The sequence below is a fragment of the SAR86 cluster bacterium genome (assembly GCA_023703535.1).
Taxonomy (GTDB): Bacteria; Pseudomonadota; Gammaproteobacteria; order Magnimaribacterales; family TMED112; genus TMED112.
Genome location: CP097967.1, coordinates 642,976 through 656,854, shown reverse-complemented (window position 1 = coordinate 656,854; position 13,879 = coordinate 642,976). Strand labels below are relative to the sequence as shown.

The 13,879-nt window shown below is 37.0% G+C and carries 6 protein-coding genes and 1 tRNA gene; 5 read left to right on the top strand and 2 right to left on the bottom strand.

Translation table 11 applies throughout. From position 1 onward, the window contains the following. Window position 1 precedes the first annotated feature (1 nt). A complete protein-coding gene (locus M9B42_03420; GenBank protein ID URQ63835.1) occupies window positions 2–1,450 on the bottom strand; it encodes a DASS family sodium-coupled anion symporter in 1,449 nt (482 codons plus the stop codon). Between the two features lie 31 nt (window positions 1,451–1,481). After that, window positions 1,482–4,436 carry a TonB-dependent receptor gene (locus M9B42_03415; GenBank protein ID URQ63834.1) on the bottom strand — a complete coding sequence of 985 codons (2,955 nt, stop codon included), beginning with the start codon at window positions 4,434–4,436 and terminating at the stop codon, window positions 1,482–1,484. A gap of 139 nt (window positions 4,437–4,575) precedes the next feature. Between M9B42_03415 and M9B42_03410 the strand changes: the two genes are divergently transcribed. From M9B42_03410 to M9B42_03390, 5 genes are all read left to right on the top strand, one after another. After that, window positions 4,576–4,647, top strand: a tRNA-Ala gene (locus tag M9B42_03410). Between the two features lie 380 nt (window positions 4,648–5,027). Beyond that, window positions 5,028–7,682, top strand: a complete 2,655-nt coding sequence (locus M9B42_03405; protein ID URQ63833.1) for a TonB-dependent receptor — start codon at window positions 5,028–5,030, stop codon at window positions 7,680–7,682. Window positions 7,683–7,792: 110 nt separating this feature from the next. After that, entirely contained in the window at window positions 7,793–9,460 is a 1,668-nt protein-coding gene (locus tag M9B42_03400) for a nucleoside transporter (protein URQ63832.1), read from the top strand. Between the two features lie 53 nt (window positions 9,461–9,513). Beyond that, window positions 9,514–12,591 (top strand): glycosyl hydrolase, encoded by a 3,078-nt coding sequence (locus M9B42_03395; protein URQ63831.1) that lies wholly within the window; start codon window positions 9,514–9,516, stop codon window positions 12,589–12,591. Then, the gene (locus tag M9B42_03390) at window positions 12,588–13,826 is read left to right on the top strand and encodes a hypothetical protein (protein ID URQ63830.1); all 1,239 of its coding nucleotides are present in this window, start codon (window positions 12,588–12,590) and stop codon (window positions 13,824–13,826) included. Before M9B42_03395 ends, M9B42_03390 begins: the two co-directional genes overlap by 4 nt. Window positions 13,827–13,879: the final 53 nt, after the last annotated feature.

The following is a 13,879-nucleotide window of genomic DNA, read 5'->3' as shown; positions in this document are numbered from 1 at the left end:
ATTAAAGGACAATTGGTAAAACAAATGCAGCAAATATTGTTACTACCACAATTCCAATTATGTTTATATAAAAACCAGCTTTCATCATTTCAGAAATAGTAAATTTTTCAGAACCATAAACAATGGCGTTGGGTGGTGTGGCAACGGGAAGCATAAATGCACAGCTCGCTGCTAGAGCGACTGGAATTGCAACTTGTGCTTTGTCAAAACCAATTCCCATAGCAACCCCAAACATAATCGGAACAAAAGTAGCAGTAGTTGCTTGGTTGCTTGTGAGTTCTGTAAGAAATACAACAATTACAACAACAAGAAGTATTAAAAAAATAGGGCTTATATCACTAAAGGTTGTAAAGAAACTTCCTATCCAATCACCTAAACCTGTCTTTTTGATTTGACCTGCCATTGAAAGACCTCCACCAAATAGAATAAGTACACCCCAGGGCAGATTTTTTGTTACGTTCCACTCAATTAAACCACCCCCATTTGAAGATCTAGCAATAAAGAGCGATAAGGCAGAAAGTATTGCAATACCATAATCTGTAAGACCTCCAAAGCCTGGTATTAGCACTAAAACCTTTTTAAACATCCATGCAAATGCAGTTGCTAAAAAGATATAAAAAACTAATCTTTCATCTTTTGATATTTTTCCAAGGTCGCTATGCATTTTTTTCAGTGCATTGCCTGTTTCTTTATTGCTTGTAAAATCTACCGGAAAAATAACATTTGTAAGAATCAACCAACCAACTAAAAGCATAATTGCTGACATTGGAGTTGCAAAAAGCATCCAATCAATAAAATCTATTTGTATTCCCTCATCTAAAAGAAGTCCTACTACTAAAACATTAGGGCCAGTACCAACGATTGTAGACATACCACCAATAGTTGCAGCATATGCTATCCCTAATAAAAGGCATGTTTGAAATTTTGTAAATTCTGTTTCTTCTAATGATTTATCTGTCTTTTGAATAACAGCTGTCACAGCCAGCGCAATAGGTAAAAGCATTAGAGTTGTTGATGTATTCATTATCCACATGCTTATTAATGCACTGACCAGCATAAAGCCACCAATTAATAGTTTTCCATTATTACCAACCATCAGCAGCATTGTTAGTGCCATTCTTTTATGTAGATTTACCTTTTCTATAGCTAGAGCAAGAACAAATCCACCAAGAAATAAGAAAATATTACTATGAGCATAGGGCAGGGCAGCTTCTTGAAAGGCATCTTTCGCAAGCACTCCCTCTCCAAAAACACCCAAAAGAGGAAAGAGTGCTAATGGAAGCAAAGCAGTAGCGGGCAAGGGAATGGCTTCTGTTGCCCACCAAATAGCCATAAGAAAGACAACAGCTAAAGTACGCCAAGCTTCTATACTTAATGCATCAGGTGCGGGTGAAATCAGTATTCCAAAAAATACTAAAATGCCAATAAAGAAACCAGCGTTGTAATTCATAAAAAAAAGGGGGCTTGCGCCCCCTAAAAGATTAATTTCCTTGTAGTCTAAATTCTAAGTAGTAATTCCTTCCGTAGTCATTATGGACATCATTCCATGAAAAGAACCAAAACTCATCAGCTAGAGGAGCTCTTTCATCTTCAACGTTAAGAACACCAAACCTTACTCTTGCATCATAACCTTCAAAGTCGAACTTATAACCAAGTGTAAAGTTTAGTCTTGTCATTGATGGTAAGTACCAGAAGTTGCCATCTGGATCAGTGTTTCCTGTTTCATAGAAACCACTAACTTTATTACCTGAAAGTAAAACTTCCCAATCGTTTAGTCTCCAAGAAGCATTCATAGTCCATTTATCAGAGAAGTTACCATTTCTTTCGATTAGATTTGCAAATCCATCTGGAACTGAAACTCCATCTAATAATCCACCTGGTCTACCAGCTTCTATTAATCTATCGATGTCACCACCTGCTTGTTGTTCATATTTGTTGTAGTGAACATTCACAAGCTTAAAGTTGAATCTACCAACATCTGTATCAAATCTATATTGAAGTGTGGTGTCTGTACCCTCGATTACACGTGTATCAAGGTTTACATAAATATCATCAATTCTTTGAACTTGCCCAGCTGGACATAGATTGGTTGGCCATCCTGCTGTGTATTCATCAGCAACAAACTGTGTTCTAACCACAAGTGGGTTACCCACACACTCTGACGGACCGCCCTCAAGTCTTATTAGAAGGTCTAACAACATATGGTTGTTTTCACCAAATAGACCAAGTGTATTTTCTTTAGTAATTCTCCATCTATCAACAGTAAGAAGCAGATCACTAACTGGCTCAAGCACAAAACCCCATGAAAGGTTTTCTGACTCTTCCGGTTTAAGGTCTGGATTACCTTGAGCTACCCTTTGTAGTTGATATTCTGGATCAGCTATTGGGTTGCCAGATGCGTTTGCAAAATACTCATACACTGCATCAGTTCTAGTATTTGACCTAGCAACTAAACCTTCGTTAATGAAAATTAAGTTTGGCGCAGCAAAAGCAGTTGAAACTGAACCTCTTAATTTAACAGCATCACTAATGTCCCAACCCATAGCAAATTTTCCAACTAATGAGTTACCAACATCGGTAAATTGATCTCCTCGAAGTGCTGCTTGAACAACAAGTCTGTCATCAAGAGGCACCTGAAGCTCACCAAAGTAAGATGTTACTGTACGCTCACCACTTGTATTTGGTGATGGACTTGAGTTAGAAATATTTGAGACATAAGGCCAAGAAGCTCCTAAGTTGTTAGTCCAATCGATTGTTCCATCAATATTAGGGTCTCTTTTGTCAGACATTTCTTCTGTTCTAACTTCAATACCAAATAGTGCACCTGCAGGCGCTGTGCCACCACTTAACTGAGGCATTTCAAAGAACTCAGCATTAGACATTTTAAAGTCTATTAAAGACATTGAGCTGGTATTTTCTCTGTAAATTGTTTTAAGAATTTGTTCCTCATTACAATTCACACCAGCACAGAATGGGTTATACGCACTTGGGTCATCTTTAGCAAGTGCAGCTTCCAATTCAAGCAAACCAACTCTGTTACCATTTGCCATTAGAGAAGTTGCTTCTGAGAAGACTATACCAGTATCCCAGTCCCAATTTCCAGAAGAACCAGCAAATGCTTGAGTAAATCTCCATGTTTCTCTTTCATGGTTATAGTATCTAGGTTGTGTAAATCTTAGGAATCTTATCCAAAGAAAATCATCTTCAGCATCAACAAATTTTGTACCATCAGCTCTAACCCACTGATTGAAGTAATAGTTTGTTGAAGGAATTCTTATTGATTGTGTACCTTGACCTCGTCTATTTGCACTACCTGGGTTCAAGAAAGCGCCAGGATAATGCTGTCTGAAACCACTTGACTGATACCAGCCTATCTCTGTAGAAGCTTCAACACCGTTATCAAGAGTAGTATTGTAGTACGCTAGCATGTTGTGTCTTTCAAGATCACCTCTTCTCATCATCCCTTCCATAGGATAGTTAGCTCTATTTTCTGTTCTTATACTTGAAGCATCATAGAGACAAACATTGTCTTGTAATGGAGATGTAAATAGGTTTGTTGCACTACCACTTTGACAGTATGGGTCATCTGGTCTGTAAAGTGAGAACACATTAGAACCATTACCTACATAAAACTGCGCGTATTTACTTTGCGCTGATAAGTTTCTCCAAGATGTATCTGCAAATGCACCAAGTTGCTCTGCGTATAAGTTTCTTGCATCACCCATCATCCATTTAGGATCTTCAACACCATCAATGTGGCCTCTATCATAAGTGTCTAGGTAAATAGAAAGATTTGAGCCATCATCAAAATTTCTACCCCATTGTATGCTTACTTTTGCATCCTCTGCAGCGAAGTGATCATAGGCTATTCCTCTTATTCTCATTGAAAAGCCATCAAAATCTTTCTTTAGAACTGTATTTATAACACCAGCAACAGCATCTGATCCGTAAACAGCAGATGCGCCATCTCTTAGGATTTCAATTCTTTCTAATCCATAAACTGGTAAAACGTTACTGTTAACAGACTGAACTGGTACTAAACTACCACCAATTGTTTCAGTATGATAACCAGCAGCAGGAACGATTCTTCTTCCATTTAAAAGAGTAAGAGTATTACCTGTACCAACGTTTCTTAAGTTAAATGAACCGACATCCCCTCTGTTGGCGTTATAACCACCATTAAAGTCACCTTGGTTAAATTGGTTTGTACCCATTTCAGCAAGGTTTGATATCAAATCGTCACCAGAATCAACACCGAAGCCTTCAATTTCTTCAGTTGATATAACAGTCACTGGTAAAGCATCAGTTATGGTTGCACCTTTAATTTGTGAACCAACTACAACGACTTCTTCTACTTCTTCAGTATCAGAATCTTGAGCACTAATATACAGCGTTAAAAACGGTATAAGTAGTGTTAAAATTAATCTTAGTTTCATTGGACCCCCTAGAAAACTATTTATCCTCAAATTTAATAACATTCTACAAGAAATAAAGTAAAATTTACAAGTTTATTAAGGGGTTATAGTCATTAAATTAGAGAGATTTAGTGATTAAAATAAACCTTTAAATCTTAAAGGGGCTATGGCGTAATTGGGAACGCACCTGACTGGCAGTCAGGAGTTAGCAGTTCGATTCTGCTTAGCTCCACATTATCACTAGCTTTAAGAGAATTCTGTAATAAAAATTAAAACAATTATTCGCGTTTTTTAGTTTAGGTAAATCGAACTAAAATTTATATCAATCTATAGGAGCAAAATATATTTGTATCTCTTATTTTATGATGGTATAAATATAGGGAACGCACCTGACTGGCAGTCAGGAGTTAGCAGTTCGATTCTGCTTAGCTCCACATTATCACTACCTTTAAGAGAATTCTGTAATAAAAATTAAAACAATTATTCGCGTTTTTTAGTTTAGGTAAATCGAACTAAAATTTATATCAATCTATAGGAGCAAAATATATTTGAATCTCTTATTTTATGATGGTATAAATATAAATATATATATACAAATATAGGGGGATATATATGATTTTCAAATGTATAAAGGACCTAAAGGTTCTGAATATTTTTCTTTTACTAGCTCCAGTATTTTTGTTTTCCAGCTTAGCTTTTGGACAAGCTGATGATGAAGATGAAAATATTGAAGAAGTTGTAGTTACTGGTTATAAAGCCAGTTTAAAGACAGCGACAGATGTTAAAAAGAACTCTGATCGTATTGTCGATTCGATAGTTGCATTGGATGTAGGTAAACTTCCAGACTCAAATGTCGCAGAAGCACTTCAACGTGTTACCGGTATTCAGATCGATAGAGATCGAGGTGAGGGTTCTCGTGTAGCAATTAGAGGTCTCAGTGCTGATTTAAATCGTGCTGAAATTAATGGAATGGCATTTGCTGGTACTGGAACAAGTAGGGAAGCTGACTTTAGAAATATCCCTTCAGACTTCATTTCACGTATTGATGTAATTAAATCGCCTACAGCAAGCATGACTGACGGTGCTGTGGGTGGCTGGATTAACATTATTACTCGACGTCCTTTTGACGAAGAGGGAATGCAATTTTTAGGTTCATTAAAAATGAGAGGTGGCCCAGGAATAGATACAACTGTTTCTGATGAATACTCTCCTGAAACTAGCTTCTTTGTTAGCAATACTTTTAATGAACAGTTTGGTGCATCATTCACTTATCATGGAGTACAGCATGACTCCAGAGCAGATATTCTAGAGGACTTATTTTGGTCTTACTATGATGTAGATGGCGACGGAAACAGTGAATATTTCCCACACTTACCAAGATATTTCCAAAGTATAGTTACTGAAGAACGTAGCGCTTACATTGGAGCTGCTCAATTTAGACCAAACGATGACTTAGAGTTAATTTTGGATCTAACACACAGTGAAAGAGATAACCAAGTACATAATTTTGTAAATAATTTTATTAACTGGGTTGCACCAGCAACAAACATTGTTGAAAGAGATGACACAATTGTTGGATATGATGTGTCTAATGCTTGGTTTCAAACACTTTCCTCTGAGTTTGATGAGCTCAGAGAAACTGATACAGTTTCACTTACTACAAAATGGAATTATTCTGATGATGTAAATGTCAGCGGACTGTTTGGTTCATCTGCAGGAACATACGATAATCCACTATTTAATGCTGTGCCTATGACTCCTACAACAGGACCTGTAAGCTTCAGTCAACATGGAAGTGATAACATTTGGCAGTCTGACTTTGACTACAGTTTTGGTTCAAATGCTGCCAACTTACCTTGGTTTTTAATGACCCACTCTCAACAACTTATTGAACAGGATGAGAGCTTAGCTCAAATCGATATTGAGTACTTGGTTGATATGGGAGCAATAAACTCATTTGAGTTTGGAGTACAATCTCGAGGTACATCCTTTGATAGTGTTGGAGTAGAATTGCCAAGGAACTTCTTTGGCCTTGATGCTGCAAGAGCTCATGTTGGGAATGATGCTGTTTATGATGCTTTTCTAGCAAATGTAATGGTTCTTATTCCTGGTTCTTTTGGCGACATATATAGTTCAAACCCTCCAGGAATTCCAAGTACATTTTATGTTCCAGATACTGATTTGGTTAATAGCGTATTTTATACAGCCGCTGAATTAGAGGCTCTTAGAAACTATGATGAATCAATACTTACTTATGGAAAGGTATGGAATATCGAAGAATCCATTACAGCTGCTTATATTCAAACAAACTTTGAATCAGTTTGGGAGGGCATGCCTCTATCAGGTAATTTTGGAATCAGATGGGTAACTACTGAAACAGATACCAATGGTTATGGTAATGCTGATAAAAATGACCCAGTGTCATTTGATGGTAAATATTCAGATGTCTTGCCAGCTTTAAATTTAAGGTTGGATATAAGTGATACTTTGACAGCTAGACTTGCTTGGTCAAGTGTAATTTCAAGACCGACAATTACTGATCTTGTTCCTAGACTAACCTATAATTCAGTTCAATTAGAGGCTTCTGGTGGTAACCCAGAGTTAGATCCATTTAGAGCAGATCAAGTTGATGTTATTCTTGAATACTACCCATCAGATGACACAGCTTTTGCTGCTGGACTTTTCTTTAAAGAAGTTGAGTCTTTTGTAGAAAATCAAATTGTTGCAAGAGATCTATTTGGTGACGGTCAAATTTACAGATTCTCAACTCCTGTAAATGGAAAAGGAGCTGAAATAAAAGGCCTTGAAGTATCTGCAAGTCATAACTTTGCAGCATTCGATGGGCTTGGTGTGCTTGCTAACTATACTTATGTAGACAGTACTTCAATGTCTACTAGTCAGATTACTGGAGAAAATTTACCTTTCCCTGGTTTATCTGAAGTTAGTTATAACTTAGCTGTTTTTTATGAAAAAGATGGTATCAGCTCAAGGGTAGCATACAACTATCGCGACGAACACTTGTTGACAAGTACTGGTTCTGGAGTGTTTCCAGCAGTAAGTCCAGTTTTCATTGATGAGTATGCATCTTTAGATGCTAGCACTAGCTACTCATTTAATGTACAGGATATCCCTGTATCAGTGTTTGTTTCAGGTATAAACCTTACAGATTCGTATTCTCGTCATATTGGTCAAGGCGGATTTAATAGAAACGTTGCATCCATTGCATGGGGACCTATGTACGAATTTGGAGTGAGGGTTTCATTTTAAAAAAACTTATAAACCCATAAGTTTGTTTTTTGAAGGTGCCCGCTTTTTAAAGCGGGCTTCTTCATAAGTAAGCAAGACTAAAGACTTCGAAATAAAAAAGATCAAAAGACATGCAAGATTCAAATTCTTCTGATTTCTCACCAATTACACCAGATAAATTACAACCAGGTAAAAAATTTGCAGCTAACTATGCTGGCGAACACGTAGCTGGAACAGAGTTTGTTATTGGTGCTCTGTTTGTTTCTTGGGGAGTGTCTACTTTTGATATTTTGATTGGCTTATTGCTAGGAAATTTTTTAGCAGTATTGACATGGGCTCTTGTTACAGCGCCAATAGCGACTGATACACGCCTAACTCTCTATGCATACCTTGAGAAAATTGCTGGTCGTGGAACTATAAAATTATATAGCATTGTAAATTGCATTTTATTTTCAATTTTAGCTGGCGCGATGATAACAGTTTCTGCATCTGCGATTCGGATTCCATTTGGTATACCCGCACAAGTTGAATGGTACCCTACAAGTAGTGCCTTTGTTCTTGTTGCACTAGCAGTTGGAGCTATAGTTGTCTATGTTGCTGTTAAAGGATTTAGAGGAGTGGCAAGATTCGCTGAGATCTGTGCCCCTTGGATGATTTTGATGTTTGTAGTTGGGGCAATAGCTACTTTACCAGTTCTTATATCTGCAACTCAGGGAGTGGAAAATATTGTTTCATTTTCAGATTTTTTGATTGTGGCTAATGAACATATATATGTATCCAGAGAATCTGAATACGGTTTTTGGCACGTTGCTGCTTTTGCTTGGATTTGTAATCTGAGCATGCATGGTGCAATGGGAGACATGACTTTGTTGAGGTATGCACGTAAATCTAGCTATGGATACTTCTCAGCTCTTGGGATGTTTATTGGACATTACATTGCATGGGTTTGTGCAGGCATAATGGGTGCTGGTGCTGCCATACTTCTTGGAACAAGCATCTCACAACTTGATGCTGGTGGGGTGGCATTTCAATCTCTAGGTTTTGCAGGAATTATTGCAGTAGTTATAGCTGGGTGGACTACTTCTAATCCAACTATATATAGAGCTGGTCTTGCATTTCAGTCACTATTTCCAAAGTTAAGTAGAGAAAAAGCCACAACTATAGTGGGTGTGATCACAACTATCATTGCTTGCTTTCCATTTGTATTTACAAAATTGATAGATTTTGTAGGATTTATGGGAATTTTATTAGCACCAGTCGGAGCTGTAATTGTGGCCGAACATTGGCTTTTCTCTAATTTGGGTCTAACTCGTTATTGGTCAAAATATAAAGGCAACTCTACAAATTATGCGGCATTATTTACATGGATTGCGTCTATGATTCTTGCTTTATATTTAGAGGGAGCAGGTATCATTCATTTATTCTTTTTATTAATACCAATATGGATTTTCGCAACATTTTTGTACATATTTTTGGCGAGTAAACTTGGAGCTAAAGAAAAATATGAGGAGGCATTAAAGTTCGAAAAAATCGAGCTCAATCGCAAACATGAAGAGTCAAAATATTTAAAAGAAAATGATGTTTCTAATTTTACACAGGATCAATTTAAGCCAGCAAATTTATCGTCACGAGTTTGTGAAATTGTTTCATATTTGGCTTTAGGTATTTGTGCTTTACTAGCTTTTTTTGCATACAACGGCGGAGATATTGGTCAATTTAAATCAATGTTATTTATGGTTACGATTATTTATTTTATTTCTGCAGTAATTTGGGCAAGAATAAATAGAACTACATCATAATGAGAGGTAAGAAAATGAAAAGATACTTAATAAACTGCTATAGGAAAGCCCGAATGGTCAATTGGCAAATTTTAATTTTGACCCTTTCAATTACAGCATGCCAACCTAATGTTCAAAAATTAGAATCAAATGAATCCATTGTTGAAAGTGACGCTCTTTCTAAAAATTTTCTTATTCCTCCTAACAGCACAAGACCTGGCGTGTATTGGTATTTTATGGACGGAAACCAAAATCGTGATGAAATGACTGCTGATCTTGAGGCTATGGCTCGCGCGGGCATAGGAAAAGTTGTATTTCTTGAGGTAAATATTGGTGTGCCAAGAGGTCCTGTAAATTTCATGAGTGAAGAATGGCAAGATAATTTTGTTCATGCTGTGAAAACAACAAAACGTCTAGGAATAGAACTTATTTTAGGTACAGGTCCTGGTTGGGCTGGAAGTGGAGGTCCATGGGTGAAACCTGAAGATTCAATGCAACATTTAGTTGCTGGTGTAACAGAAATTTCTGGTCCAAAAAGTTTTAAAAGTAAACTTGCTGTACCGAAGCCTCCTAAACCAAATTATTTTGCAGGTATGAGTGAACAATGGATAAAGGTTCGTGAAGATTGGTATGAAGATGTTTCTGTTCTTGCTTTTCCCACACCATCAGATGATGTAGTCATTGATAAACTTGATCTGAAAACATTAAAAGAGACACAGCCTTATTCAATTTGGAAACATATTCCTCGATATGTACGTTCAGATGCAACATACAAGGAACTCAAAGAAGAAAGTGTTATTAATCAAGATATGATTATTGATTTATCTAATCTGATGTTAGCGGATGGAACATTAGAATGGGAAGTGCCAGAAGGAAATTGGACAATTATGCGTTTTGTTTCACGCACCACAGGCCAAACTACAAGACCTGCTCCTACACCAGGACATGGTTTTGAAACTGATAAATTTAATCCTGAATCCTATGAGAAACATTGGAACAACTTTCAACAAAAGCTATTAGATCGTATAGGGCCAAGAGAGTTAAGTAGTAGTTGGACTCGTATTCATTTAGATAGTTGGGAAATGAGTTCTCAAAATTGGTCGAAATCATTTCAAGAAGAATTCATTAATCGCCGAGGTTATGATCCAAAACCTTTTTACCCAGCTTATGCAGGTATGGTAGTAGATAGTTTAGAGAAAACAGAGAGGTTCTTATGGGATTTACGTAAAACTGCACAGGAGCTAGTCATTGAAAATTATGTTGAGGTAATCAAAGCAAAGGCACATGAGCATGATATGGCGTACTCAAACCAACCTTACGATATGAATCCAGCAGGAAATCTTGATCTTGGTTCAGTTGCTGATATTCCAAGTTGTGAATTTTGGGATTACCGAAATAGTGATTTGGTTGATAGTCTTTATAGCTGTATTGAAGCAACAAGTATCGCTCATACAATGGGCAAGTCAGAGGTGCCAGTTGAAGCCTTCACTTCTGTAATACCAAATCGTTTTCACGCATATCCCGGACAAATGAAAAATCAAACTGACTGGGCACTCGCATTTGGAGTAACTAATTTTATTTTTCATACATTCCAACATCAGCCTTTAGGGAATGAGGCATTGCCTGGAATGTCTATGGGACCTCATGGATCAAATTGGCATCGTCACCAAAATTGGTGGGACATGCTTCCTGCATATCACGATTACATTAGTCGTTCATCATACCTTTTGCAGCAAGGAGTTACTGTTTCAGATATCTTATATTTAACACCAGAGGGCGTACCACATATCTTCTGGCCACCCGCAGATGCATTATTGGGAACCGGACTATTGAAGGATAAACGTGGCTATGGATTTGACGCTGTATCACCACGTATTTTAATCAACCGAGCCTCTATTAAAGATGGTCAAATTGCTTTCAAGAATGCATCGAGCTACAAAGTAATGATTTTACCTAAATTGGATACTATGACACCTGAAACTCTTGAGGCAATCATTGGTTTTGTTGAAGAAGGTGCAACCATAATTGGAAATCCACCAATTAAATCACCTAGTCTTGTTAATTATCCCGATAGTGATGCAAAGGTGGTAGAGCTTGCAACAGAGTTATGGGGCAGTCTAGATCTACCTGTATCTTTAACGGCGCGAAAAGTAGGAAAAGGTACAGTTTATTGGGGACAAGATATTTACCTCAAGAAAGATGATGAAGAGGAGTTTTATCCTTCATATGTTAAAACAGCTAATCTTTTAAAAGAGATCGGACTTGATGAAGATTTTTCAGTTGGAGGAGCACCCATTAGATTTACTCATCGAAAAACAAATGACCGAGATATTTATTTTGTCGCAAATACTTCCGACAGCATAATAAGTGTTGATGCAGATTTTCGTGTATCTGGCATGACACCAGAATTATGGCATTCTGAAACAGGCGAAAGAAGAAGTCTACCAAACTTTATTGATAGAGGGGATAAAACAACTATACCATTGCAATTTGAAGCGCATGAAAGCTATTTTGTTGTTTTTGGAAAAGATGATAAAGGGTTTCCATCTAACGGTAAAAATTTCCAAACTTTTAATGATGTAAAACTTGTTGATGGAGAGTGGTCTGTTTCATTTGATCCTAAACGTGGTGGCCCAGAAAATATTATTTTTGAGAGCTTGGTTGATTGGAAGGATCATACAGAGCCTGGGGTAAAACACTACTCAGGCAAAGCAACATATACCAAAACATTCGATGTACAAGCAGAAATAAAACCAAAAGATAACTACTTTATAGAGCTTGGCCCAACATATGAAATGGCAAGAGTTACCCTTAACGGTGAAGACTTAGGTACTGTTTGGACATCGCCATGGAGGTTGCCTACTAAAACTGCTCTTAAATCTAAAGCTAATATTCTTAAAGTCGAAGTCGCCAATTCTTGGGAAAATCGTTTAATTGGAGATACTTTAGCTGAGGATAAAGATGTCCGCACATTGAAATGGTCTTCAGGTCTTCTAGAAGGTAAAGAATATAAGGCAGGTCGTTACACTTTTACTACATACCTAAAGGCGGCATCTGACTTTGGTGATATTAAACTAGAGCCGCCAAAACTCCAGCCATCTGGACTTATTGGGCCTGTAAAGATCGTTAAAGTAGATCAAAGTAATCAATGATGAGATACTTCTCATTTTTCATTTTTTTATTACTTCTATCTTCATGTGAAAGCCCTGGAAGTAAGAAGTCAAATCTTACATTTGCAGAATTATATGGGGATTTATCAACAGAAAAAATCAACAATACTGTGTATGGTTTCGCAGTTGATAAGACGGATGAGTGGGAACAGGTTGGCGATAAATTAATCACAAACTTCATCAATATGTACAATTTGCACATTAATCATGAACCTGATGATGTAGAGTATCCATTTAAAGGTTGGTTTTTTGGCTGGGTAAAAGACCAGTGTAATGAGGGTTATGCAGGCTGTGATGCTATTTATGCTGCAAAATCAAAAACTTTAACTGGTCCATGGTTAGTATACAGTGGTGATAACTTAGATGGATCTGCAAAATGGACAACCGATAAGTTTATAGATCAATGGGTCCCTGTTTTAGCTGGAGGGCCAAACAACTATGATAATTGGCATAATGGAGATCCATCAGTAATACGTCATAATGACCTTTACTATATGGCTTACAGCGCAACTGGCCATAACAGAGATGGCATACCATTCGGTCAATCTGGTGATACTGATAGTGATATAAGTGTTGTGATGGGGGCAACATCGCAAGATGGCATAAACTGGATTAAATCTGAGGAGCCAATTTTAATTTACGATCCACAATGGGGGCAATCTCCAATGAAAAAAGGAGATTATATGCACGAGTTTGGTTCATACCATCGTCCTTCTTTAATATTTGAAGATGGTAAATTCAAACTATGGTTTGATGCATATGTAAAAGACAATTTCCATACACTCTATGCAGAAAATAGTGAAAATTTTATGGTAAAAAATGATTGGAACATAAAGAGAGGTATGGCTAAACCAGCATTAAAAAATTTTCCAAATCCAGATGTTGTTAAGATTGAAGAACTTTACTTAGGATTTGGAGATCCAGTGCATCCTGAAGCTCCCGAAAAAGGTTGGGGAAGTAGAAAAATTACTTGGGCTGTTTCTTTAAATGGACAAGACTGGAAGCCAGTTGGTTACATGGAAACAGATGATGGATGGCAAGGCATCATGGTGCCAGAAGTTATTGTGAATCAAGAAAAAGGTAATTATGTAGTGAGTCTTACTTATGGGACCATGATCAAAGGTCATTATCATCAAGACAGCATAAGATTAAAACGTTGGATTGTTAGTCAAAGTGAACTCAGTGATCTCAGGGAGTATATTTCAGTAAAGAATTAATTGCTTAGACAAATAATTTGTTTAAGTAAAACCTTTTCATAGATTGTCATGCA